Source organism: Balneolales bacterium ANBcel1 (assembly GCA_029688905.1).
Lineage (GTDB): Bacteria > Bacteroidota > Rhodothermia > Balneolales > Natronogracilivirgulaceae > SLLW01.
In genome coordinates this window covers 167,592-192,225 of record JARULB010000001.1, presented here as the reverse complement: position 1 = coordinate 192,225, position 24,634 = coordinate 167,592, and the positions used below count along the sequence as shown (strand labels likewise).

The following is a 24,634-nucleotide window of genomic DNA, read 5'->3' as shown; positions in this document are numbered from 1 at the left end:
CCGGCGCCCTTTGTGCGTTTTAACCTTGCTTACGGACAGAAAATCTATATGGACTGATGAAGCAACACTAACCGCCCAGGGCGATGGATTCAAAACATCGACTGGAATCTGCAGCAAACCGTCAAAATATGTCACAATGAGTTATACAAAATCTGTACTTCAATCAATGCTGTGTGTGTTTATGGCCGCTTTTCTGATCGGCAATGCACACGCTCAGAACTGGGAACTGGTCTGGTCGGATGAGTTTGAAGGAGAAGAGCTGGATGAGTCAAAATGGTCCTACCAATACGGTACCGGAGCATCGGAAGGGCTGGTCGGCTGGGGCAATAACGAGTCACAGTACTACACCGATCGGGAGGAAAACATCTTTGTACGGGATGGCAATCTCCACATCGTTGCCAGGGAAGAATCCTACGGCGGTCAAAATTACACTTCCGCCAGAATCCGCTCCATCAATAATGGCGACTGGCGGTATGGCCGGTTTGAAATCAGGGCAAAAATGCCGATCGGCCAGGGCCTCTGGCCGGCTATCTGGATGATGCCGACCGATGATGTGTATGGCGGATGGGCGGCAAGCGGCGAAATCGACATCATGGAATACCTGGGACACGAGCCCGATATCGTCCACGGAACCCTTCACTATGGGGGTGGCTGGCCGGATAATGTCCACACCGGTGATTACTACCAACTCGACGAAGGCCGGTTTTCCGATGACTTTTACACTTTTGCACTGGAATGGGAGCACGGCGAGATGCGGTGGTATGTTGATGGAGAGCTTTATCAGACCCAGAACAACTGGTACACGCAGGGACATGACTTCCCGGCTCCGTTCGATCAGCGATTCCATATGATTTTGAATGTGGCCGTGGGAGGAAACTGGCCGGGCTACCCGGATCACACCACCGAGTTTCCCCAGGAGATGATTGTCGACTATGTACGCGTGTATCAGGATACCGATGCGGAAGCACGTGTGGCACTGCCGATGACGTTTGAGGATGAGTTCTTCAACTGGGAGGAGGCGTTCACCAACTTCGATGGCGGTTCGGTATCCGTTGTCGAGAATCCCGCACCGGATCAGGTCAACAGCAGCGATCGCGTCGGAAAAATGGTCAAGGATGGCGGAGAGTTTTGGGGTGGGGCATGGTTTAAAGTGGACCGCCCGTTTAGCTTTGATTCCGATAACAATGGAATATCGATGAAGGTGTGGTCCCCCCGGGAAGATGTTCCTGTTGCGGTTAAAGTGGAACAGTCTGATGGCGACGAAGAGCATGAAGTGGTTGTATCGACTTCTGCCGGCGGTGAGTGGGAAGTGATGGAATGGGATATGAGCGGAGCCGGTTTCAATGAGACCTGGGATATGATAACGCTCATTTTCGACCTTGAGGAAGGTCAGACGGGGGATGGAAGTGATACCTTTACCTGGTATTTCGATGATCTGGAGATCACGCAAGCCCGGGAGGATGACCCGCTGCCGGATGGACCCGACTCACCAAGTGACCTGCATCCCGTTACACTGCCTTTGGATTTTGAGGACCGCGATTTCAACTGGGATATGGCATTCTTCGGATTTGACGGTGGCAACGCCGGTGTTGTTGAGAATCCCCATCCCGACAATGTAAACGACAGCGACTGGGTCGGTATGATGGTCAAGGATGGTGGAGCATTCTGGGCCGGCGCCTTCATGCATATTGATCAGGCGTTTTCATTTGACAGCGATAATCACACCGTAACCATGAAAGTATGGTCACCGCGGGAGGATGTTCCCGTCCTGTTTAAGGTGGAGCAGCAAAACGGTGACGAGGAATACGAGGTTGCGGTTTCAACCACGACCAGTGAAGAGTGGGAGGAATTAACCTGGGATATGAGCGGAGCAGATGCCACAATCGAATGGGACCTGATCACTCTGATTTTCGACTTGCAGGACGGGCAAATTGGAGACGGTAGTGCCGACTTTACCTGGTATTTTGATGACCTGCATGTCTCGGGTGTTGAAGTGCCAACCTCGGTCGGAGATCCATTAACACAGACACCGGACCAGTTGACACTCGCCCAGAACTATCCCAACCCGTTCAACCCGGCCACAACCATATCATTCTCACTGCCTGAATCGGCTCATGCGTCCCTTGCCGTGTACAATCTGCTTGGACAGCGCGTGGCTCTGCTGAAAGACGAACACCTGGCATCGGGACAGTATTCGGTAACGTTTGATGCCTCCGGACTTTCGAGCGGAACCTATATCTACCGGCTTCAGGCCGGAGACATGCAGCTAACAAGAAGTCTTACGCTTGTAAAATGATGGCATAAGGCCATCTGAGAATTATGCCTCTCCTGGTCATGATGTGCAACACAGTTTGAACAGGTTCGGCCCTGTAGCATGTCTCTGCATCAGGAGGTGACGGGCTGCTTGGATGAGGCGTTCCGGAAACATGCCGCCGTGCCCTTTGAGGGCATGGCGGTTATCCGGGATGCTATCTCACCAGCATCATGGTGCGTGAAAAGCTTTTCCGGCCGGTTTCCAGCCGATAAATGTATACTCCGCTTGAGAGATCGGATGCGTCAAATACAGCATCATGGCGCCCCGCCGGAACGTGCTCGTTAACCAGCGTTGCCACGCGCTGCCCGAGGATGTCATAGACTTCCAGCGATACATGGCCGCTTTGAGGGATTTGGTAACTGATCACGGTAGCAGGATTGAACGGATTGGGATAATTCTGATCAAGTTGGAAATGTTCGGCGCCTTCCGGGTCTGCCTCTCTCGGTGAATCCACGCTTGACCCATCCCCTGTGTACTCTTCCAAGCTGATATTATTGAATGTTACGCGGTTACCTTCATCCCTGGACATATCGTCCCCGTCAAAACGGATACGAACCCTGAAATCAGGGTTGTCTTGCACATCCCCGATATTCCGGAAATCAATGGTAACTTCCCGGTACTCAACCGACAACGGAAAACGTGACTGAGCGATCCCGTCTGCCGTCCAGCTTGCATCATGATTCGGAGCATCCGGTTCCGTAGCATAGTCGATGACGAGCTCGTCAGCTGCTCCTTCGTCCATAGCGGCAAAACGGAATACGATTTTTTCCATGTTAGTGGTGGGCATTTCGAATATCAGCGTATTTTCTCCGGCATCTCCCCGGAAAGGCTGACGTACCTGCAGTCCGCGCATGTTGCCCTGGTCGAACGGACGTCCCTCGTTGCCATCCGGCAGGTAGTTAATATCGGTTGGACGATTACGACGCTCCATGGACGCTTTGCGCCAATGAGCGTGATCCTCATCGAAGGGGTAGCCGTCCAGAGCGGAGTGATAACGGATTTTGGCGTCATGCATCAGCGCATATGTCGCATCTACGGTTTCAAGTGGGGTGTTGTTGGGCATATTATCGCTGAAATACCAATAATAGCGGAGGTTGGACTCGGGAAGATCAGCGGGCGGATCCCCCATCTGCGAATCGATCCAGTCAAGCCTGGTCTCAATCCAGTTGACCATATAGTCGATTTCCTCCTCATAGGTATCAAAACCGTCGCGGCTCCAGTGCCAGACATCTTCCCCCAGGATGTCCCAGCGTTCAAAATTACGGTCAATGGCCTCCCCGAGCTTGTCCACATAATCATGAATCATATTTACAATATGGCCGCTTGAAAAAGGCCCTTGCCGCAACTCCCACCAGCGATCCTGATAGCGCTGCGCAAAATCCGGATCCTGGAATAGTCGGGTGTACCAACCATTCAGATACATCTCCTCAGGGACATGGGTGTAGTACCATCCTGTGGGATCATGACCGTTCCAGCCCTCGGTAGTGATATAGTTGCCCAGGCTCAGGTTGTAGTCCCATACCGGACCCATAATCACCCGTCCGCCGCGGTCCTTGTACAGATACGTACTGAGCCGGTATCCGTCCATCTCTTTCAGGGTTTCTGTTATGAGATGGTGGTCAATGAATGATTCGGGATCGAGCCAGGCCGCGTACCCTTCGTCCGGGTCATGAAACTGCGGGCCGAATAAAGCAGCCTCCAGGTCACCAAGGAAATGTTCAATCCAGTTGCGCTGCTGCGGGGTGATGTCATGGTCCTGTGGACGCACAAGGGCAAAGCCGGTGTTGCGGTTTCTGCTTCGAATATGGACATCACGGTCGAAATTGATGATGTAACCGCCGGTGATTTCCGGCTCTGAGTTGTCGTCCGGAGTGATTTTTTCAATGTTCACGCGATTGTTATCCCACTTGATTCGCTCGACCAGCATATAGACACCGTGATAATGACCTGCGGTAACCGGGCCGTCACCCTCGTGCAGGAACAATTCCACAAACCGGGTACGCGGGGCATATCGACCCATGTCGCTGCTCAGCTGATAGGCGACAGCGTTCCGGATCAGCGTTCGGTCATCCCATGGCGCGTGCATGATCCAGTTATTTTCGGAGGGCAATCCCAGGATGGATTCATTCCGGTTATCGCCTGCCTCGTCGATCAATCGAACCCCGAATTGTTTTTTCGGAAACGCAAGTGAGCTGGAGCCCCGGTAGTTGGACTCCGACCGGCTGTGAAGGTGCAGATCATCGGTGAGAAGATGTGCGCGCCCGTCGCTATCAAGGTCGATAACGGAAAAATGGACGGTGCTGCGGTGATGTCCCTCCGGATGCATGACATTGTCGAACTGATTTACAATGACCAGCGGCAGATTTGAATCAAAGTCGGCCACATTGGGGTGCAACTGAATAAACGTTTTGGTTTTTGAATCACTGGGCTCGTATCCGTCACGGAATGCACGTGCCCGCACCATGACCGATCCCGATATGTCAACGGATGCGCCATTCTCATAGGCCCTTGAGGATTCCGATGGCTTTTCGCCATTGGTGGTGTATCGGACTGTTGATCCCTCAGGTACGGTAAAAGTTAAACCGAATGGCTCGGTGTAGGTTCCTGCCGGAAGGGAGAAGCCGGGTGGGGAGACTGCGTTATTGCCAGGTGCTGACAGGGGAAAGAGGGTTAAAAATAGCAGGTAGGGTGTACCAAAGAATCGAAACATCTTTACGGAGAAGTCGGTTGAGAAAGGAAATAAAAAAGTTGCCCCATCTGTCCGGCTTCAGGAGGATAGCCGGAAGATGGAATTTGTTGATCCGGGAAAAAAAACCAAAGAATGCAGGCCGGATCGTGCCCGGCCCGCCTGATAAGGAGCTAATGCCTATTTCATCAGCTGCATGGTTCGCGCCTGTTCGTAGCCACCGGACTCCAGACGGTAGATGTATGTGCCGGAGCTCAGGTTGCTTGCATCGAAGCTGATGGTGTGGCTTCCGGTGTGGAAGTCACCGTTGACCGGCCGGGCGACCAAACGGCCTAGCATGTCATACACCTTGATGGATACGTGTCCGGCTTCTGCGATTTCAAACGAAATATTGGTGGTTGGGTTGAACGGGTTGGGGTAGTTTTGGGAGAGGGTAAAAGAACCGGGCCTTTCCTCTGTTTCATCGCCCGCGGAGGTGAGCGTCGCATCCTGATATACACGGATCCAGTCAACGACCATCTCCTGTGGAAATTCGGTGGTGTTGTCGGGATTGCCCGGCCAGTTGCCACCCACGGCAACATTAAGCAAAAGATGGAATTTCTGATCAAAAACCCAGGGGTAGGGATTGGTATGACCCGGAGTTGCAAAGTGATATAAATTACCGTTCACATACCATTCGATTCTTTCAGGCTCCCATATTATTGAGAAAATGTGGAAATCATCATTGAAGGTACTGCCATCTCTGAGGATGTATCGTCCCCCGGTAAGTGAATGTCCGGCACCTGCCGACTCACCATAGTGAATGGTTCCATGGGCGATATGTGGCTCATGCCCCACGATTTCAAGAATGTCGATTTCCCCGCTTCGGGGCCATCCGCCATAGACATTATCCGTCGGGAGCATCCATATAGCAGGCCACAGGCCCTGGCCTTTTGGCATCCTGGCGCGTACTTCAAATTTGCCGTACCGGAAATCGGCTTTGCCAAGAGAGCGGATGCGGGCCGAGGTGTAGTTCCTGGTTCTGTAGGATTCTTCCCTGGCAACAATATGCAGCTTGCCATCCTGGACGAAGATGTTTTCTTCGCGGTCGGTGTAGTACTGAAGCTCACTGTTGCCCCAGCCTGCCGGAACACCATACTGAGAACCGGTACCGATCATGTATTCCCAATTGGTGGTATCCAGGGTTTCTGTACCAAATTCATCGGACCAGACCAGCTGCCAGTCCTGTGATACAGCCGGCTGTGAGACAAGCAGATGTATCGCAAAAAGCAAAAAAGAGATGGATGTAATTCTGTTAAGTGTCATGGGTTCTCCGGTTTTATCGACAGTTTCCGGCTGATTTCTGTACCGGAAAAACGACTGCAGCCTGTTGGGTATATTCTTGTTTTATATCAATATTGCAAAAAATGAAATATTTTGCAATATGTTTCCCGTTGGGTTCATGTGGCTGATTCACGCGCCAAGTATGTAATATGATAGTGACTAATCCTGTTTTTGCAATCCCATAGGCCCGCTTTCAGCACGATACACCGGTATTTTGCATCTGGCGGGGAATGAAAAAAGCGCAATATAGTTGTATTGATTGTGGGAAATATTTGCATTTTTATTGTAACTATAGTAACATAAGGTAAGTCAGATCGACAAAACCGGTGCGTACGGAAAGCGCTATCAGCCCGTGTTGCGCCGAAGCTGGAGTAACAAGAATTAATAATATTGAGGATGCTATGAATAACAAGCTTACAGCAACGATGAAATACATGGTTCTTGGCTTATTTTTGCCAATGTTTATGTTCAGCACCGCCGCTGGACAGGTTCTGGATCCGCCCCCCTCAGAGGATGACGCTGATCTCGTACCTCTTCCCTGGACGTTCAATTTTGATGACGAGGAGATCAACTGGGAAGAAGACCCTGTAATGTTCCCGTTTGAGGGTGCAGTTCTGGAAAGAATTGAAAACCCGGATAAATCCGGGCTGAATGAGACCGACTATGTATTACGGTATGAAAAATCGGCTGGAGCACAGGGCTGGGCCGGTTTCTTCTACAACCTCCCCGAACCCATCGATATTAATGAGCAGACGAGCTTCCGCATGAGAGTCTGGTCACCACGTGGCGGAATCGAAGTTATGATGAAGCTTGAGATGCAGGTAGGGCCGGAATCCCCTGAAATGTTTGCAGAAGTGACTGCCGAGGAAGAGTGGGTGGAACTGGAGTGGGATATTCAGGAGCTGGCCGGTGAGGCTCCCTGGGACAGGGTTGTTGTTATCGCAGATCTGAGCGGAGATCCTGCATCAGGCGGTGCTAACGACACCTGGTTCATGGATCACTTCGAGTTTGTATCGGGAGAGCCGACCAGCAGCGAGCCGGCAGTCTCCGATGTTCCCCGGACCTTGCAACTGAGCCAGAACTACCCGAATCCGTTCAACCCGACAACCAGTATCGATTTTGCGCTTCCGGAATCTTCCCAGGTGACACTGAGCGTGTATAACATGCTGGGTCAGCAAGTCGCAGTTCTGGAAGAAGGACACCTCTCAGCCGGACAGCATTCGGTTACTTTTGACGCAGCCGGGTTTTCCAGCGGTGTCTATCTGTACCGTCTCCAGGCAGGAAACCAGGTACTCACACGCACACTGACGCTTGTCAAGTAATGTGTGATTTCAGCTGACACTTACTTGTCAGCCGGATATTTTCAGGGTTGTTTGCGCTTGTACCGCGAACAACCCTTTTTTTGCTCGCAAATGGCGTCGCAAGCTATCGGCGGAGGGGCATCATCCTGTGGTATCAGGCAAAGCCGAGCGTGTCGGTCCGACATGGACAAGCGGTAAAGGTCACTGTTGCTCGCCTGCAAAGAACGGAATGTTCGCGGTAGCGGCACGGTTGTCTTCGGTCACCAGATAGACAAACAGGCGGTAGGGGCCCGGCTGTTCAGGAGCGCGAAAGACCAGTGTTTCTCCCTTATTCTCAACTTCAAGACCGAAGATGGTTTCGGGACGTTCTTCATGATCTCCGCCAACCTGAACGTCTGTGCTTTCGGGAAGAAACTCCCAGCGGATTTCGAAGGAGCTGTTGTTCGGGTGGGAACCCTCAACCGATGCCATGTATGTGCCGCCGGGGCTCAGGTAGATGTCGTCGCGGGCTGAAAGTCCGTCTATAGTGATGCTGTGGATGGATGGAGCCCGCAGTTCAGGCCATTCACCGGTCCAGTTGTAGTGCATGACATCGACCACTTCGGTTATCTCCCCGGTCTCAAGAAACACCCCGTACCAGGTGGGAGTTGTCTCCTGCTTTTGTCCCCAGAGAAAGGTGTATGATCCGAGGCATCGATCCGGATCCCCCAGAATGCTGTTCTGATACCGGGAAAGATACTGCGCAGCTTTTTCGGTACTTGTGGGCTCAATGGGAACATCCCAGCCGGTACGATCCACCTGCCAGTGTCCGGTAGGCCCCCATTCTGTAACGGCATAAGGCCCGTCCCAGGCGGTCTCCCGGATTCTCTGCGGCAAATCGTCAAGGCCACCGTAGGTGTTGATGCTCAGAAAGTCAATGGAGGGTACTTTCTCTGTGACAAGACGGGCGATTTCCTGATCGATACCGGCAATGACGGTCGTTACGAGTTGGTTCGGAGCGAGCTCCCTTGCCATCTGCGCAATATCCTCGACAGCGTGCCATACACGGGTGTTACTATACTGAAGATTGACTTCATTTCCGAGTCCCCATGCCAGGAGTGCGGGATGATCCCGGTAGCGCAGAATCTTCTCCCGAGCTTCGTTTTTTTGGCGCGCTACGGCCTCCTCATCATCATAATTGAACCCGTGCCGCTCGTGCTGCAGCCAGATTCCGAGCATGACGGAAAGGCCGCGTTCATGCGCCTCGTCGAGAATGCGCCCGGCGTCATCGGTTGACCAGGTCCTGATGGAGTTTCCTCCGGTCTCCACCAGCATGTCAAGACGGGAGCTTCCGCCTGCTCCCTTGATGAAATAGGGTTCCCCGTCACGATAGATGGTGTAATTCCCGTCCCCGTCCTGCTCCAGTGTTACCGGGACACTCTGTCCGGAGTGCTCCGTTGTCCCCGAACAGGCAAAGCCGGTCAGAATAAATACGATAAATAGAGCCCAAACAGCTGTTGTGCGAACATTCGATGGTTTCATCTGCTTGTGATGGGTTGGTGACGGTTACTGTAATTCCATGGGATCAGGTGCTCTGCTCCCGCACCGGCAACATATTGCCAGGCAGATAAATATCGATCCGATACGCTATTCCGAAGGCTCTGTGGATGAGCGCGCGCATCGACGGTGGCAAGGAACAGGCTTTGTGTCGGATCTAAGCCCGGACCGGCTTGACCGCAATCGACTCTCTTTCATTGATACTGACCGGGATGAGGCTGAGCATCCCGCTTTGCTGGCCGTTTCCGGAAAGCCGGTTTTTCAAAGTCTGGATAGTCGTAAAGCCAAGCTGACGAAAATCGGTCCGCACGGATGATATGGTGGGATTGTTGTTCCGGCACATCGGCAGGTCGTCATATCCAAGTACGGCGATATCATCCGGCACCATCACATTATTGGCTACGGCGGTATCGACAAAGGCCGTTGCCATGAAATCATTGCTGATGAAAACGGCATCAGGTTCGGAGTCACTCTCTCTCATGGCGTAAAAACTCTGTACTCCGGAGTTGAACTCGAAATCCCCCTGATACTCCCACACCAGATCCATATCAGGTTTTCCGTCGACGTAATCTTTGAAACCATTATACCTGAATCTGCTCTCCGCTTTGTTCGCGGGACCTTTTACAATGCCGACCCTCCTGTAACCGCGTTTATAGAAAAGCCGTGCCGCCTGATGCCCGCCACTGTAGCCGTCAAAGGTGATGGTAGACAAAATGGAGTTCTCAATCAGGGCGTTTGAAACAACCGGAAAACTGTCCGGGATAACCTCCAGCAACTCCTCGTAATCCTTTCTTAAAAGCTCCGGAATGTAAATGATGGCACAATCATAGTACTTGTCCGACAGGAGCTCGGTCATAAACTTTTTAACGTTTTTTCTCGGATCCGTTACATTCAGCAATGCCAACCGAACATGGTCCTCCGAAGCCGCTCGCTCCACCCCGTAGTAGTAGGATGCGTAAAACTCACCCTCGTGGAAATCGGTTATCAGTGCGATGTTGAGGTTCTTTTTCCTGACTTCGTACCCTGCAATTCGGGAAGTGGGGTAGTTCAACCTCTGGGCTGCCTGAAGAATTTCTTCACGCGCCTTGCTGCTGATTTTTCCCACATTGCTCAATACGCGGGATATGGTCGAAATCGAATAGCCGGTTTCCTTTGCAATATCTTTCAGTGTTACTTTCATCAGCGAGAGTTCTCCGGTGGGAAAGGAAAGTAAAAATTTTGCATATCTGTGGTAATAATAATAAAAACAGAGGAAACAACAAACCCATGGACATTTATTTAACGCGAAATTAACGCTGTAGGCTGTTACTGGAGAACCAGGGTTTATCCGGGTGGTTCAGGTGTACTGCCAAATACTTACGCGTTGATGCATTCTGGAATTCTCATGAAAAAAACGACTAGTTATTGGGCCTATATCAAATAGCATCTGTTTGCCGGCCATCACATCTGGATCCTGCCGATTTCTATATGTAACCGGAATTGATGTTTGCATTAATAATGAGTAGTTTTATGCATGATGATGAAAATATTTGCATTAATGTTTGTTGGGTACAGGACTTTTGCAGCGATCACTGTTTCCAGGCTATGAGAGACCGAATACAGGTAATTGATTTTTGGAGCGGAAACAGGTCTTCCGTCAGGAGGGATTACGAGAGAGATGTGTTGACGGCCGCATTGCATGCCACCAGACAAGAGTATGGTGCCTGGAAGCTTGTTGAACGTATGGATGATTACCCCGGAAACATGGAGTCCAGCGCATTCAGAAAGTACGGCCATGACCTGTTTGTTACCACGGCAGGAAACCGGAAAATGTCGAAGGAAGACAAAACCGTGATCTACCATCCGATTCTTAACAATCTGCTGGGATATCGGGTGATCATCATCAGGGAAGAGGATCAAGACCACTTTGCCCAAATCGATAGTTCGGATGCATTGAAAAGATTCAAGGTGGGTATACCGGAACTGTGGACCGACGCTGATCTTCTGAGACATAACGGGTTTACTGTTATCGAAAAGGGCGGGTTTGACGAGCTGTTTGCCAACCTCCGCAATGGAGAGTTTGCATTTACGACCCTTGGCATCAACGAAGTGGATGGTGTGTTTGCCGAAAGAGAGGATGAATTGGCAAATGTGACTACCGTGGGCCACCTGCTGATCCATTACCCGCTGCCACTCCTTTTTTATGTGAATCCGGATGAACCGGAACTGGCCGCCAGAATTGCAAGGGGGATGAGGATAATTTCCGCCGACCGCACAATGGACCGGCTGTTTGCGGATCACAACAAGGGCGTCATGGAAAAAATCGGGCTGAGCCGGCGCAAGATCATCCGGCTCGAAAACCCGATGCTCCCAAAGGAAATTGCCGATCTGCAGACCGACCCGGTCACTGCCGATGAAACTTCTCATCGGTAATCTCATCGGCCAACGGAATCAATCAGTGCAATCTCTTTCTGAACAGGCTTCCAGGCTTCTGTTTGAATAATAATGATGCGCGGTTATCTAACCAGCCAGACGACTTTCAAACCTTTCCTGTACACGTTGCGGATTGAAAAACCGTATGTCGCGCGTTTTCCCCGTCCCGACAAGGAGTGAAGGGAGAGCCAACGTGGATGCTGCAAGGGAAGCTGAATCTCCTGCTATCAGTAAATCGGAAGCCCCGCGTCACGGAACAGGGTGTCCAGCAGTGTGATACTCACAAAAATCGTCAGGAATAGGATGGACAGCAGAAAGACGATCGTATTGAATTTGCTGTCCCAGTAGAGATTCATGAAAAACATGGCGACTATGGCCGCTTTAACAATGGCTATGGCAATGGCCACAATTACATTGAACGGTTCGGGAATGTTTATCCAGGTGACGGCCACGGTGAGGAAAGTGAGTACCAGCAGGGCGCCGGCTACGGAAAGCAGCGTGGGAAGGGTTGAAATGTGATGAGTACTCATGTTCTTGGTCTGTGATCTTGGTCGGGATCTTGTTATTTCGGAGTGAGCCGGAATTCGTTGGTAGTTCGTTGGCAGCGAGTCGCGCCCGGTGGCATATCAGTCGATCAGGTAGAGCAGCGGAAACAGGAAAATCCAGATGATGTCCACCAGGTGCCAGAACAGGCCGGTGTTTTCCACAGGCGTATAGTAGCCGCTGTGCACAGCACCCTTTTTGGCCTTAATGATCATCCAGCCGATCAGGGCCATACCGACAAGCACGTGAATACCGTGCAGGCCGGTCATCATGTAGTAAATACTGAAAAAGTTCACGGCCATCTCATGATGGATCCCCTCGTACGAGTAGGCCTGGCCGGGATAGATCCCCTTGCCGAACTTGTCCATATATTCGAAGTACTTGATCACCAGAAAGGTGCCCGCAAGTAGCAGGGTGGCCGACAGGTAGTTGATAGCGGCCTTGATCTTGTCGAGCTGGACCGCGCGGATCGCAAGGGCGATGGTCAGGCTGCTGGCGATGAGAACGACCGTGTTGGTCGCCCCAAGGGCCACATCCAGTTCCTGGGCGGCCATGTAGAACAGGTCCGGGTGCCATGCCCGGTATATAATGTATGCCACAAAAAGGCCCCCGAACATCAGCACCTCGGTGACAAGAAAAATCCACATACCCATTTTCGAAGACTCGAACTGCTGGTCTTCGTTGACAAAGTGATGTTGTAAATGCGACTTTCTGCCTGCCGCTGCACTCTGATTCCCCATACGATTATGAAATTGGTTTAACGCCGTGCGATTAGGATTTCAGTGGTTTCTGTTTGGCGGATTCCCGCTCCTCTTCTGATTCAGCTACGCCCATTCGGAACTCCTTCATCGGTTTGTGATGGTCATACGGACCGTGGAGGATCACCGGGGTGTATTCAAAGTTGTGATGTGTCGGAGGCGAGGAGGTCATCCAGTCCAGTGACCGTGCCTTCCAGGGGTTGGATGTCGCCCTGGGCCCCTTGAAAAGCGACCAGGCCAGGTAAACCGCCATGATCACAAAACCCAGCCCAAGCAGATAGGAGCCGATAGTGGAAAACTGGTGCAGCCCCTGAAACTGGTCCACGTAGTTGAAATACCGCCTCGGCATTCCCTGGCTGCCCATGATGAACTGGGGAAGGAAGGTCATGTTGAAGGAGACGAAGATAATGCCGCAGGTGATGCGTCCCCACATCTCGTTATACATTCTGCCCGTCATCTTGGGCCACCAGTAGTGGATGCCGCCGAGCAGCGCGATCACCGTCCCGCCCATCATTACATAGTGGAAATGGGCAACGATATAATAGGTATCGTGCAAATGGACGTTGATGGAGAGCGCGCCGATCATGATGCCGGTCAGTCCGCCGATAGTAAACAGAAAAAGAAACGCCAGGGCGTAGAGCATCGGGGTTTTGAGATCGATGGATCCCCGGTACATGGTGGCCACCCAGTTGAAAATCTTGATGCCGGTCGGCACACCCACAAAGAATGTCAGAAACGAGAATACCACCGATGAGAGTTCGGACTGTCCGGAGACGAACATGTGATGGCCCCAGACAAGAAACCCGATAAACGCGATGGCGAGGCTCGAAAGGGCGATGGCCCAGTAGCCGAAGATGGTTTTTCGGGAGAAAGTGGAGATCAGTTCCGAAATGATACCAAAGGCAGGGACGATCATGATATAGACGGCCGGATGCGAGTAGAACCAGAAGAAGTGCTGGTAGAGCACCGGGTCGCCTCCCATAGCCGGGTCGAATATCCCGATCCCGAGAATCCGCTCCATCGCCAGCAGTAGCACGGTGATGGCCAGCACCGGTGTCGCAAGAATCTGGATGACGGCCGTCGCATACAGGGACCACAGAAACAGCGGCATTTTGCTCCACGAAAGACCGGGACTTCTCAGTTTGTGGAGGGTGACGATGAAGTTGATACCGGTAAGAATGGATGAAAAGCCGAGAATGAACACCGCAAGAGTCATGGAAACCACCGCTGTGCCGGTCTGGACGCTGTACGGGGTGTAGAAGGTCCATCCGGTATCAACCGCTCCGTTGACAATAGAAAAGAGCGCAAACAGCGCGCCGAAGATGTAGATCCACCAGCTGGCCAGGTTCAGCCGGGGAAAGGCGACATCCTTGGCGCCGATCATCATCGGTAGGAAGAAGTTGCCCAGCGCTGCCGGGATCGAGGGGATGATGAACAGGAAGATCATGATCGCCCCGTGCAGGGTGAAGATCTGATTATACGTATCGGCGTCGATGATGCTTTGCGCGGGGGTGAGGAGCTCGGTGCGCAGCAGGAGGGCTAGTACGCCTCCAACAAAGAAGAAAAAAGTAATCGAACCCAGGTAAAGCAACCCTATGCGCTTGTGATCGAGAGTGAAAAGCCACGACAGGATTCCTTTCTCGTGATTCAGATAGGTGTGCTTCGGGTTCTCGTCGATGGGGAACTCACGAATCCGGAGCGTATTTGCAGAGCGTTCGGCCATGGTATAATCAGTCTTGCAGTTCTTTGATAAAAGCGATCAGTCCGTCGATTTGCCGTTCATTGAGCCGCCCGGCATAGGAGGGCATGTTGTTCGGATAGCCCGCCGTTACCTCGGCCTGGGGGTCGAGGATGGAGCGCCGGATGTAATCTTCGTCAGCGACCACGACCGATCCGTCCTGCAGCTCCCGGTCGGAACCGAACAGATTCAGGAACGAGGGACCGATACGGCTGGTCCCGTCCAGTGAGTGACAGGCGTTGCACCCGGCACTGGTGTAGGTGGCCTCACCGAGTTCGGCCAGCGGCATGTCTTCATCGATCTCAAGGCCGGTTTCCAGCCATTCTTCAAACTCATCCTGCGAAAGCACATGAACCGTAGCAAGCATGTCGGAGTGGGCGGTACCGCAATACTCGGTACAGTAGAGGATCGACTGACCGGTTTCGGTTGCCTGAAACCAGGTGGTTGTGTAGCGATTCGGCAGTACGTCCATCTTAATCCGGAAGTCGGGCACGTAGAGGGAGTGCAGCACATCGTCGGACCGCATGATAAATTTGACGGGTCGATCTACAGGCACAAACACTTCGTTGACAGTGGTGCCTCCGCCGGGATACCGGAACTCCCAAAGCCAGGACGCCGCCGTAACATTGATTTCGTAGGCGTTGGGCGGCGGACTCGACAGCGTCAGAAATCCACGAAATCCCCAGCTGAATACAATCAAAATGAGGATGATGGGAATGACGGTCCAGGTGACCTCAAGGATGCTGTTGTGTGTGATGACCGGGGTGACATCGTCCTCCGACTTTCTCCGGTATTTGATCACGAAAATCAGGATGGTGATCATGATCCCTGCGAAGAGTATGAAACCCGCAACATTGATGAAGGTGAAAAGGCTGTCCACATCGCCGGCAACAGTCGAGCGTTGTGGAGGAAGCATGTATTCGATGATTCTGTTCATAAGTTCGGAGAAGTCCTAGCGGTTCTGTTATTTATGGGTCTTCCGTTCGCGGTAGTAAAAGAAGCCGAGAAACAGGCCGAGCAGCAGCAGTGTGGCCGCACCACCGAGTTTCATGATGTTGACGGCCACCGGCACATAGGACCCCGATGACGCGTCAAATTGAAAACAGTAGAGCACTACACGATCCAGGGCCGTGCCGATGCGGCCGTCAGCGGCGTCGGACAAGGCGTTGCGAAGCATCAGCTCAGGATAGTCGATCCCATTCAGGTAACGGGAAATCCGGCCGTTCTCCGAGAGAAATATGAGCGCGGAGCCGTGCATGTACTCCTGGGTCTGCTCGTTCCACTGATAGTAGAAGCCGACTTCGTCACCCAGGCGCCGGACCTCCGCTTCGCTGCCGGTCATGAAATGGATACCGTCTGCGGCTTCGGGATTGTTCAGCATCTCAACATAGATCTGCTTGCTTTCCCTGGCCAGCTCGGGGGTCTCGGTGGGACTGATACTCACGGCCAGAATGTCATACTCCTCACCAGGCTGCCAGGAGAGGTCACGCACACCGCGCATCATCCCCTGAAGAATCAGGTTGCAGAGCATCGGACATTCGTAGTAAACCATGGCGAGGATAATCGGCCGGCCGTTGTTCAGATAGCTGTCCAGCGTAACCTCCTCGCCGTGCTCGTTGAACAGCGTGATATCGCCACTGATGTATTCCCCGAGCTTTTCGGTAATCCCCACATTTTCCAGCTCCCGGGGGGGGATGTTGTGCTGAGAGGCCGCAGGAGCCGCGTAAAGCAGCGGAAGCAGGCAGGCCATCATTAAGAGGAGTTGCAGTTTCATAAAGGGTTGTGCGGTTGTTTCAGGGTGCATTGTCCCGTCCGGCTACCATCAGTGTCATCGCACTGTCGATCGGGATGCGGTAGCGCCGTGCCTCCTCATCCACCACCTCGAAGGAGTTCAGCATCCGGTGATCCGCCGCGCGGCGTTCGTTCAGTTCGTGATAGTCGGCGTCAATGGCAGCTTGCTGGGAAGATAGAAACTGATTATAAGAAAACATATTATATACTCCGAACAGGGTGATGACGACAATCACAATTCCGAGAATGATCCAGAAGGAGACGGTACGCAGATTGATGTTGTCCGGTGAGACACCATCACCGAGAGAGTGTTCCAGGTCGGCCTGGTAACCGGATTTTGGTTCTTTTTCCATAATGCTACAACAGATAGTTGTTAATTATACAATTGGAGGTAAGTTACAGTTCCTGTTTTCGGACGGCTCTTACCTGTCGAATCAGCAGTGATGCATAGCGGCTGTACCTGGATGTCAGTGTTTGTTCAGGGATTCGGTGAGCAGCGGATCGTTTTTCGGGATCATGCTGTGTTTGCCGAACTGGCGGAAAAACAGGCCGGCCGAAATGCCGAAAAAGGCCAGAAGCAGGGCGATATCAAGCCAGTGGATGGAGAAGGCGCCCTGGTGTAGGATCGGCATCACGATCCAGAACATCTCCAGGAATTGCAGGGCGATAATCCAGAGCGATACGCCCATGAGCAGTTTGTAGTTGGTTTTGGCCTTTCTCTTCAGCAGCAAAACAAACGGAATGACAAACCGGCCGATCAGAAACAGCCAGGCCAGCACAATCCAGTTCCCCTCGAAGCGGTAGTAAAACCATAGGGTCGCTTCAGGGATGTTGGCGTAGTAGATGAGCAGGAACTGGCTGAAGGCGATGTAGGCGTAGAATACGCTGAACCCGAACAGAAACGCTCCGAGGTCGTGAATATGCGCCTTGTTGATGGTATTCGTGAGCAGCCCCTTGCGGAACAGATAGAGCACCAATGCGATGACCACGGCAAGTATGGTCTGGAAACTCATAGCGAAGTAGTAGACGCCGAACATGGTGGAGAACCAGTGGGAGTCCATGGACATCAGCCAGTCGAATGAGGCGAAAGCTACCGTAAACGCGAATATCAGCAGGCCGGGAGCGCTGAGTACGCGTTGCTGCCGGTCGAGTGCCGGATCCGGGTTTCGGTCCATGGCAATGGAGTTGCGGTATAGCTTGTAACCCAGATAGGCCCAGACGGCAAAGTAGATGATGTTCCGAATGATAAAGAACGGAAGGTTGAGATAGGGAAGCTTGTGCTGGGTGAGCGCGTCGGTGGCGATGCGTTCCGGTCGTGTCCATTCGTAGAGAATTTCCATGCCGAACAGAATCGGAATAAAGAGAATGCCCAGCCACACAAGCTGATAGGAGATGGTTTCCGGTATGCGCCGTATGACAACACTCCAGCTGGAGCGGGTGACATGTTGCACCATCACGAAAAAGAGGGCTCCAAGTACCAGACTGGCGATGAAAGCGAAGCTGGTGAGGTAGGAGTAGAAGAACTGCTCGGTATTGACAACAAGTCCGATGAGGCTCAGAATAACTCCAATGATACCGGCAGCAAGGAAGCCGACGGAGATACGGTTCTCCTCGGGGAAGGTCAGCCTGTCGGAAAGCGTGGTGTGATGGGTATCCATGCTCATGTTTTGCGAGTTTAAAATATCGTTACTTCAGATATGTGTAGGAAAATGCGTACAGTTGATTCAGATAAACGGCCGGCAGGAACATGTTCGGAATCACCGGCCTGATTCCTGTGCTCCATCAGTTCTCACCGGCGGCGAATATTTCGGGATCCAGGTTGAGCCGCTCCAGATCCTCCTCTCCGGCATCCTGGCTCAGTTGCAGGGCCCTCACATAGGCGACGATCGCCCACCGGTCTTCGACCTTGATCAGATGGCGGTAGGAGTTCATGGTGCGCACGCCGTTATAGATGGCGCTGTAAATCTCGCCGTCGGGCATTTCCCGGGCGTTGTCGGTGTGGAGGGAAGCGGCGATGTAACCGAAATCCGAAACCGGTCCGTTGCCGTCCCCGGCTCCGCCATGGCAGGGGGTGCAAAAGACGTTGTACTGGCCCTGGCCCCGTTTAATGAACGAACGGGTGATGTCGACCGGAATGGTTTGCACGTAGCTTCCGTCATCGTTGAGGCCATGGAAGTAGGCCGGATCATCCTCCAGCAATCCTCTGGCGACCGTGCCTTCCACCGGACTGCGCATGGAGCGACCGTCGGCGAAGAACGGATTTTCCTGTTGTGCGTTGAACCGGTCCTGCCAATACATATTATACTGGGTGTGGATGGGGGGCTTGTCGGACGGCTGGCCCCGGCACGCACCCAAAAGAACGGCGAGCAGTAGTATGGACAACAGGTGTGGCAGAGATATCTTCATTTTTGTCAGGGTCGTAAGCATCCGTAATTAGGCGTCGGGAATAATCTCGGTGTAGGTGGCTCCGGAATGTTTCAGAAGCTCGGTGGTTTTGGTTTCCGAATACAGGGGATCGGACGCTTCCACACAGAGAAAGAAACCGTCGTCGGAGGCTTTGGAAAACCGTTCCGAGTTGAACAGGGGGTTGTAAAATTTCGGCAGTTTGTTAAGTGTAAACATTCCTAGGAAGGTGCCGAATGCCGATAGCAGAATCACCAGCGCAAAAGTGACCGGCACGAACGCGGGAAAGTTGAGGGTCGGCTTGCCGCTGATGATAAGGGGATAGGCGATATCCATCGACCAGATCTGCAGCGCGATCCCTCCGAGCAGGCCGATGATGCCGTGAGCCAGCACGATCCAGCCGAGTTTGGAGGGCTTTAGGCCCATGGCGTCGTCCATCCCGTGGATGGGAAACGGGCTGTAGGTATCGAACTTGCTGTAGCCGGCCTTGTTTACCGCTGCCGCGGCGTCCATCAGGTCGGCGGGGTTGTCAAACTCGGCAAGCAGGCCGAAGGTTTTTTCTTTATCACTCATAATCGGTTGTCAGTTTGACTTGGTATTGCCGTTGCCGGATCGGTAATAGGCCGGATCGGCCTGGGGCATCACCCCTTTCACCTCCGAAATCGCAACCATCGGCAGGAACCGGAGGAAAAGCAGGAAGAAGGTGAAAAAGAGTCCGAAGGTACCTACATAGGTGAGTACATCCACATAGGTGGGAGAGAAGTACCCCCAGGAGGAGGGCAGGAAGTCCTGGGCCAGCGAAGTGACCGTAATCACAAACCGCTCAAACCACATGCCTATGTTGATGACAATGGACAGAGCGAAAGTCAGGGCGATATTCCTGCGGAACTTCTTCACCCAGAAAAACTGCGGAGCCACCACGTTGCAGGTAACCATAATCCAGTAGGCCCAGGCATAGGGGCCGAACGCCCTGTTGATAAAGGCGAATTTTTCGTACTCCACACCGCTGTACCAGGCGATGAAAAACTCCATGGCGTAGGCAAAGCCGACCATATTCCCGGTTACCAGGATGATGATGTTCATCTTCTCGATGTGGTCGAGGGTCATGATATCTTCAAGCTTGTAGAGCTTGCGGGTGATGATCATCAGCGAAAGCACCATCGCGAATCCGGAGAAAACGGCTCCGGCCACGAAATAGGGAGGGAAGATGGTGGTGTGCCAGCCGGGAATGATGGAGACGGCAAAGTCGAATGATACGATGGTATGCACGGAGAGGACGAGCGGGGTCGCGAGACCGGCCAGGATCATGTAAGCTTTTTCATAGTTTTGCCAGTGCCGGTTGGCACCGGTCCATCCCAGTGCGAAGATGCCGTAGGCGATTTTGGAGATTTTGCCCTTGACCTTGTCGCGCATGGTGGCGAGGTCGGGCACCAGTCCGACATACCAGAACAGGGTGGATACGGTCAGATAGGTGAACACGGCAAAAACGTCCCAGAGAAGGGGGCTGTTGAAATTGGGCCAGAGCTGCATGGAGTTGGGCAGCGGGAAGATCCAGTAGATGGTCCAGATCCGTCCGACGTGAATGGCGGGAAACAGGCCCGCGCACATGACGGCGAAGATGGTCATCGCCTCGGCAAAGCGGTTGATGGCGGTTCGCCACCCCTGGCGGAACAGGAAAAGAATGGCGGAGATGAGGGTTCCGGCGTGACCAATTCCCACCCACCATACGAAGTTGGTGATGTCCCAGCCCCAGCCAACCGGATTGTTGAGGCCCCAGACTCCAATCCCGTTCCAAATCAGCCAAACGACCATGGCCAGCATGACCGCAAGCAGAATGTTCGAGATACCGAAGGCGATATACCACCACAAGGGTGTCCGTTCCTGGGGAATATCACTGATCAGTTTGGTGACACTGGCAAAATCGTGATCGCCTTTCACCAGCCGGTTATCCGGTGCCGTTACGGTATTCTGACTCATGGAATATCTGCTTTATGGACTACTTTGTGCGTTATTCGTTTCCGGGTTGTCGTGTTACGTTGCCGGGGATATCTCCCGGTTGGGATTGCGGATCTTTGCCAGGTACGAGGTGCGCGGACGCACGTTCAGTTCCTCGAGCATCATGTAGTTGCGGTCTTTCTGCTTTTCGATGGAAACAGCGCTGTTGCGGTCGGTCAGGTCGCCGAACGCGATAGCGTTGGCCGGACAGGCCTGCTGGCAGGCGGTCTTGACCGTGCCGTCGGGCGGCTTGATGGAGTTTCCGGTTTCGTTTTTGGTATCGATTTTGGCGCGGCTGATGCGCTGCACACAGTAGGTGCATTTCTCCATGACACCCCGGAAGCGGACCGTCACATCGGGGTTCATCGCCATCTGGATGATTTCCGGGTCATCGCCGCCTGTCAGGTACTCTTTGGAGTAGTTGAAGAAATTGAAGCGACGGACTTTATACGGACAGTTGTTGGCGCAGTACCGTGTTCCGATGCAGCGGTTGTAGGTCATCTGGTTGAGACCGTCGTCGCTGTGGGTTGTCGCGGCCACCGGGCACACCTGCTCACAGGGCGCGTTTTCGCAGTGCATGCACGGAACCGGCTGGTGCATCACCTTCGGGCTTTCCCGTTCATCGCCGCTGAAATAGCGGTCGGTGCGGATCCAGTGCATCTCCCGGCCGCGACGCACTTCCCGCTTTCCGATCACCGGTATGTTGTTCTCGGCCTGACAGGCAATGGTGCAAACCCCGCAGCCGACACAGGAATTCAGGTCGATTGTCATTCCCCATTGCGGCTCGTGTTCCGGCCACTCTGTATCGGAAAAGAGCTGAATCGGGTGCTCGCGGTCGCCTTTCACCCCAGGCACATATACCGCGTCCTGTGCAAAAGTCGGGTTTTCGCGGTAGTGTTCCAGGTCGGCATCCTGCACGAGGGGACGTCCCTCCAGGCTGTGATGGTCCTGCGTGCAGGCGATTTCGTAGGTGCGGCCGGCCTGATCCACCGTAACGCTGTGATGGAAAAGGCGGTTGCCTGTGGTTCTGAGATGGTTTGCGCTGACGCCTACCTGGTCGGCTACCCGTCCGATCTGCTGCCGTCCGTAGCCGTTGTAGATGGTGATGCTGTCGTCGGCGTGTCCGGGCAGAACCCATGCGGCGATCTCGATCTCTCCGGTGTTTTCAGTGGATATGCGGATCACAGGCTGATCGAAATTCCCGAACCTTCGGGATGGCGGAATGCCGATGCGTTCGGCGGTATTCGGGGAGAGGAGCGCAACATTGTCCCAGGTGATCTTGGTCATGGGATCGGGAAGCTCCTGAAGCCATCCGTTGTTGGCAAAACGGCCATCGTGCAGTTTGGGGTCGGGCCTCATGACCAGTTCTATCGCATCCGCCGGAATTTCGTAAGGCCGGCTGGTAAATTCGGCCACATCGGTGGCAAAGCCGGCGGAGAGGGCGACATCGGCGGCTTCAAAGCGGGAATCCTCAAGCAGTCCGTCGTGCAGCACCCTGTTCCAGTGGCTTTCAAAGGGAGCGGGAAGGAGGTTGACCCAGGTTTCCCGAATCAGGTCATAGCTGGCCGTATCTTCGGCGTTGACCACCGCGTTTACAAACTCCACTTCGCTCTTGCCCCCCAGAAGCGGCTGGATCATGGGTTGAATGATTGACGAGGCTCCGCTGCAGGAATAGCCATCCCCCCAGGTTTCAAGAAAATGGGCGCGGGGCACATGCCAGGTGCAGTGGCGTGAGGTTTCATCGTAGTGGGACGAAAGATGAATACTCACGGGTACCCGGGAAAGGGCGCTTTCAACATTCAGGTCGGCAGGGGCCGTAAAGACGGGGTTGGTCCCGACCAGGACCACCGTGTCGATGTTGCCGGCGGTCATTTCGGCTGTCAGTTCGGAGAATGCCCGGTTCTGGTCATCTTCCGCGAGCCAGGGCACATCGAGATATTCCACGGTCCGGCCGATGTTGCCCAGTGCCAGGTTTATGGCGGCGACGGTGGCATGGACGCCGCCATCGTGTTCGGCTCCGGCGGTGAGGATGCTTTCGCCGCGGTGGCGGATCAGTTCCTCGACAAGGACACTGATCCAGCTGTGTCCATTGAACTCACTTGTGAATCCGGAATAGGCTTCCAGGCCGGAAACGCGCTCGGACAGGGCGGCCGCGAGACTGTAGCAGAAGCGGGGCAGTTCGGATGATTTGATCCGCAGACGGTGATCGGCGTTGGAGCCGGTGAGGGAGTAGTTGCTTTCGGCGACATAGAGCCTGGCCGGTTCATCGTCGGCGGAGGCAATCGCCCGGCTCTGCGCAAAATCCGCGATATAGCGCACATTGTTGTCGCTGTCCTGCATGAAGTCGTCATCCAGCGAAAGCGTGATGCGCGCCTTGTCGAAGTGATAATGCGGACGAAGCCGGCTTCCGAAAGCCATATTGACCCCATTCAGTACGGATTCGTCGTTGTAGGGCTCGAATGTGACCCAGCGTGCGTCCGGAAAGCGTTGCATGGCCTGGTCGCGGAGTCGCGCAAGCGTCGGCGACGAGTTGGCTTCGCTGATAAAAGCCACTCTGTTGCCGTTCTCGGCGAAATGCTCGGAGCAAAAACGGATGAAATCGGACCAGGAGCTGTCCGACCCGTTATGTCGGACTTTCCGCGACCGGTCCTGGTCGTACAGATCAAGGATGGCGGCCTGTTGCCGGCTGTTGGTCCGGCCCCCGCTGTCGGGGTGAAGCTCGTTGCCTTCAATTTTTGTAGGGCGGCCTTCGTGTGTTTCAACAACGATACCGCTCAGGTTGCCGCGAAAAGGCGCAGCCGAAGCATAATATAAAGGAATGCCCGGGATCACATGTTCCGGCTGGCGGGCGTACGGCATGATCTTCTGCACCGGCTTGCGGCAAGCCGAAAGCCCGGCCAGCGCAATGGAAGCCCCCATGATCTGCAGAAAATTTCTGCGGGAAACCCCGTCGGTCAGTTCCGTTGCGTTTTCCGGGAATTCACGCTCGGCGAACTTTTTGTACTCCTCGTTCTGTGCCAGTTCATTTAAACTTCGCCAGTACGTCTTTTGTTGCTCTTTTGCCATAAAATTGGAAGGTGTTTACGATTCTTCAGAAACAGTGGACTACCGGTGGCAGGCGTTGCAGTACACGGGCGCGTTGATGTTGCGCTTTTCAATGATCATCTGGGCAAACTGGTAATGATCATCCGGAGGCTCCCAGGCCATGTTGGTCACTTCTTCGACCGGACGCAGATTGGGCCCAGGGTTGTTGTGGCAGTCCAGACACCATCCCATACTCATGGATTCTGTTTTCATAACCACTTCCATCCGGTCGACACGGCCGTGACAGGTGGCGCAGCCGATACCGACATTCACGTGCGCCGAATGGTTGAAGTAGGCGTGATCCGGTACATCGTGCACGCGAATCCATTCAACCGGATTGCCGGTTTCCCAACTATCTCTGAGCGGCTCAAGTTTATCGGAATCCAGTGCCACGTATTCATGGCAATTCATGCATGTTTCGGTGGATGGAATGGCGGCTATAGCCGACTCCCATGCCGTGCCATGACAGTACTGGCAGTCGATACCGAGTTCCGCGACATGAAATTTATGGCTGTACGGGATAGGTTGGTTCGGAGCGTATCCCACTTCCAGATATTCGGGAGACCCGAAGTACCAGAAACCGAAAATGATTGCCGTGACAATAAGTATGGTTGCAAGCTGCAACCGTTTCGGAATTTTGTCAACCCACTTGGGGAAAATCTGCGCCATAAATCAGCGTTTAAGCAATTTGAGAAATAACAGGGCTGGACGAAAAAAGAAGCAGCTGTATCATTGCCGGCGACAGGACGG

General features: G+C 53.4%; 19 protein-coding genes. 3 read left to right on the top strand and 16 right to left on the bottom strand.

What is annotated here, in order from left to right:
- The first annotated feature begins 181 nt into the window (after positions 1–181).
- Positions 182–2,296 carry a family 16 glycosylhydrolase gene (locus QA596_00810; GenBank protein ID MDG5765985.1) on the top strand — a complete coding sequence of 705 codons (2,115 nt, stop codon included), beginning with the start codon at positions 182–184 and terminating at the stop codon, positions 2,294–2,296.
- A gap of 172 nt (positions 2,297–2,468) precedes the next feature.
- Here the strand turns inward: QA596_00810 and QA596_00805 are convergent, their stop codons facing one another.
- Positions 2,469–5,024 carry a CotH kinase family protein gene (locus tag QA596_00805; protein ID MDG5765984.1) on the bottom strand — a complete coding sequence of 852 codons (2,556 nt, stop codon included), beginning with the start codon at positions 5,022–5,024 and terminating at the stop codon, positions 2,469–2,471.
- 156 nt (positions 5,025–5,180) lie between these two features.
- Positions 5,181–6,305 carry a family 16 glycosylhydrolase gene (locus QA596_00800; GenBank protein ID MDG5765983.1) on the bottom strand — a complete coding sequence of 375 codons (1,125 nt, stop codon included), beginning with the start codon at positions 6,303–6,305 and terminating at the stop codon, positions 5,181–5,183.
- A gap of 482 nt (positions 6,306–6,787) precedes the next feature.
- On the opposite strand from QA596_00800, the gene QA596_00795 reads away from it, so the two are divergent.
- A complete protein-coding gene (locus tag QA596_00795) occupies positions 6,788–7,645 on the top strand; it encodes a T9SS type A sorting domain-containing protein (GenBank protein MDG5765982.1) in 858 nt (285 codons plus the stop codon).
- Positions 7,646–7,825: 180 nt separating this feature from the next.
- Here the strand turns inward: QA596_00795 and QA596_00790 are convergent, their stop codons facing one another.
- Together QA596_00790 and QA596_00785 are read right to left on the bottom strand one after the other, a co-directional pair.
- Complete coding sequence (locus QA596_00790; protein MDG5765981.1) at positions 7,826–9,145, bottom strand: glycoside hydrolase family 2 TIM barrel-domain containing protein; 1,320 nt, start codon at positions 9,143–9,145, stop codon at positions 7,826–7,828.
- A 172-nt stretch (positions 9,146–9,317) separates the two neighbouring features.
- A complete protein-coding gene (locus tag QA596_00785) occupies positions 9,318–10,340 on the bottom strand; it encodes a LacI family DNA-binding transcriptional regulator (protein MDG5765980.1) in 1,023 nt (340 codons plus the stop codon).
- A gap of 404 nt (positions 10,341–10,744) precedes the next feature.
- Here QA596_00785 and QA596_00780 point away from each other — a divergent pair, with 404 nt between their 5' ends.
- Positions 10,745–11,572, top strand: a complete 828-nt coding sequence (locus tag QA596_00780) for a hypothetical protein (protein ID MDG5765979.1) — start codon at positions 10,745–10,747, stop codon at positions 11,570–11,572.
- A gap of 227 nt (positions 11,573–11,799) precedes the next feature.
- Here QA596_00780 and QA596_00775 read toward each other — a convergent pair whose 3' ends face one another.
- The 12 genes from QA596_00775 to QA596_00720 all read right to left on the bottom strand — a co-directional run bounded on the left by QA596_00775 (position 11,800) and on the right by QA596_00720 (position 24,553).
- Positions 11,800–12,102 (bottom strand): cytochrome C oxidase subunit IV family protein, encoded by a 303-nt coding sequence (locus QA596_00775; GenBank protein ID MDG5765978.1) that lies wholly within the window; start codon positions 12,100–12,102, stop codon positions 11,800–11,802.
- A gap of 96 nt (positions 12,103–12,198) precedes the next feature.
- On the bottom strand, positions 12,199–12,855 hold the full coding sequence (locus QA596_00770; GenBank protein MDG5765977.1) for a cytochrome c oxidase subunit 3 family protein: 657 nt from the start codon (positions 12,853–12,855) through the stop codon (positions 12,199–12,201).
- 31 nt (positions 12,856–12,886) lie between these two features.
- A complete protein-coding gene (gene ctaD, locus QA596_00765; protein MDG5765976.1) occupies positions 12,887–14,596 on the bottom strand; it encodes a cytochrome c oxidase subunit I in 1,710 nt (569 codons plus the stop codon).
- Positions 14,597–14,603: 7 nt separating this feature from the next.
- Positions 14,604–15,527, bottom strand: a complete 924-nt coding sequence (coxB, locus tag QA596_00760; protein ID MDG5765975.1) for a cytochrome c oxidase subunit II — start codon at positions 15,525–15,527, stop codon at positions 14,604–14,606.
- Positions 15,528–15,575: 48 nt separating this feature from the next.
- Complete coding sequence (locus QA596_00755; GenBank protein MDG5765974.1) at positions 15,576–16,385, bottom strand: SCO family protein; 810 nt, start codon at positions 16,383–16,385, stop codon at positions 15,576–15,578.
- 19 nt (positions 16,386–16,404) lie between these two features.
- The gene (locus QA596_00750; protein ID MDG5765973.1) at positions 16,405–16,755 is read right to left on the bottom strand and encodes a hypothetical protein; all 351 of its coding nucleotides are present in this window, start codon (positions 16,753–16,755) and stop codon (positions 16,405–16,407) included.
- A 114-nt stretch (positions 16,756–16,869) separates the two neighbouring features.
- Positions 16,870–18,066: a hypothetical protein gene (locus tag QA596_00745; GenBank protein ID MDG5765972.1), complete on the bottom strand. Its 1,197-nt coding sequence runs from the start codon at positions 18,064–18,066 to the stop codon at positions 16,870–16,872.
- 118 nt (positions 18,067–18,184) lie between these two features.
- Positions 18,185–18,808, bottom strand: a complete 624-nt coding sequence (locus QA596_00740) for a cytochrome c (GenBank protein MDG5765971.1) — start codon at positions 18,806–18,808, stop codon at positions 18,185–18,187.
- A gap of 27 nt (positions 18,809–18,835) precedes the next feature.
- Positions 18,836–19,378 carry a DUF3341 domain-containing protein gene (locus QA596_00735; protein MDG5765970.1) on the bottom strand — a complete coding sequence of 181 codons (543 nt, stop codon included), beginning with the start codon at positions 19,376–19,378 and terminating at the stop codon, positions 18,836–18,838.
- Positions 19,379–19,387: 9 nt separating this feature from the next.
- Positions 19,388–20,782 (bottom strand): polysulfide reductase NrfD, encoded by a 1,395-nt coding sequence (gene nrfD / locus QA596_00730; protein ID MDG5765969.1) that lies wholly within the window; start codon positions 20,780–20,782, stop codon positions 19,388–19,390.
- A 54-nt stretch (positions 20,783–20,836) separates the two neighbouring features.
- A complete protein-coding gene (locus QA596_00725; GenBank protein MDG5765968.1) occupies positions 20,837–23,866 on the bottom strand; it encodes a TAT-variant-translocated molybdopterin oxidoreductase in 3,030 nt (1,009 codons plus the stop codon).
- A gap of 39 nt (positions 23,867–23,905) precedes the next feature.
- Positions 23,906–24,553 (bottom strand): cytochrome c3 family protein, encoded by a 648-nt coding sequence (locus QA596_00720; GenBank protein ID MDG5765967.1) that lies wholly within the window; start codon positions 24,551–24,553, stop codon positions 23,906–23,908.
- Between the last annotated feature and the right edge of the window lie 81 nt (positions 24,554–24,634).

What these genes read in the sequence shown, in the direction of transcription:
- QA596_00810 (MDG5765985.1), top strand. Translation starts at nt 182, where the DNA reads ATGGCCGCTTTTCTGATCGGCAATGCACACGCTCAGAACTGGGAACTG.
- QA596_00805 (MDG5765984.1), bottom strand. Translation starts at nt 5,024, where the DNA reads ATGTTTCGATTCTTTGGTACACCCTACCTGCTATTTTTAACCCTCTTT.
- QA596_00800 (MDG5765983.1), bottom strand. Translation starts at nt 6,305, where the DNA reads ATGACACTTAACAGAATTACATCCATCTCTTTTTTGCTTTTTGCGATA.
- QA596_00795 (MDG5765982.1), top strand. Translation starts at nt 6,788, where the DNA reads ATGTTCAGCACCGCCGCTGGACAGGTTCTGGATCCGCCCCCCTCAGAG.
- QA596_00790 (MDG5765981.1), bottom strand. Translation starts at nt 9,145, where the DNA reads ATGAAACCATCGAATGTTCGCACAACAGCTGTTTGGGCTCTATTTATC.
- QA596_00785 (MDG5765980.1), bottom strand. Translation starts at nt 10,340, where the DNA reads ATGAAAGTAACACTGAAAGATATTGCAAAGGAAACCGGCTATTCGATT.
- QA596_00780 (MDG5765979.1), top strand. Translation starts at nt 10,745, where the DNA reads ATGAGAGACCGAATACAGGTAATTGATTTTTGGAGCGGAAACAGGTCT.
- QA596_00775 (MDG5765978.1), bottom strand. Translation starts at nt 12,102, where the DNA reads ATGAGTACTCATCACATTTCAACCCTTCCCACGCTGCTTTCCGTAGCC.
- QA596_00770 (MDG5765977.1), bottom strand. Translation starts at nt 12,855, where the DNA reads ATGGGGAATCAGAGTGCAGCGGCAGGCAGAAAGTCGCATTTACAACAT.
- ctaD (MDG5765976.1), bottom strand. Translation starts at nt 14,596, where the DNA reads ATGGCCGAACGCTCTGCAAATACGCTCCGGATTCGTGAGTTCCCCATC.
- coxB (MDG5765975.1), bottom strand. Translation starts at nt 15,527, where the DNA reads ATGCTTCCTCCACAACGCTCGACTGTTGCCGGCGATGTGGACAGCCTT.
- QA596_00755 (MDG5765974.1), bottom strand. Translation starts at nt 16,385, where the DNA reads ATGAAACTGCAACTCCTCTTAATGATGGCCTGCCTGCTTCCGCTGCTT.
- QA596_00750 (MDG5765973.1), bottom strand. Translation starts at nt 16,755, where the DNA reads ATGGAAAAAGAACCAAAATCCGGTTACCAGGCCGACCTGGAACACTCT.
- QA596_00745 (MDG5765972.1), bottom strand. Translation starts at nt 18,066, where the DNA reads ATGAGCATGGATACCCATCACACCACGCTTTCCGACAGGCTGACCTTC.
- QA596_00740 (MDG5765971.1), bottom strand. Translation starts at nt 18,808, where the DNA reads ATGAAGATATCTCTGCCACACCTGTTGTCCATACTACTGCTCGCCGTT.
- QA596_00735 (MDG5765970.1), bottom strand. Translation starts at nt 19,378, where the DNA reads ATGAGTGATAAAGAAAAAACCTTCGGCCTGCTTGCCGAGTTTGACAAC.
- nrfD (MDG5765969.1), bottom strand. Translation starts at nt 20,782, where the DNA reads ATGAGTCAGAATACCGTAACGGCACCGGATAACCGGCTGGTGAAAGGC.
- QA596_00725 (MDG5765968.1), bottom strand. Translation starts at nt 23,866, where the DNA reads ATGGCAAAAGAGCAACAAAAGACGTACTGGCGAAGTTTAAATGAACTG.
- QA596_00720 (MDG5765967.1), bottom strand. Translation starts at nt 24,553, where the DNA reads ATGGCGCAGATTTTCCCCAAGTGGGTTGACAAAATTCCGAAACGGTTG.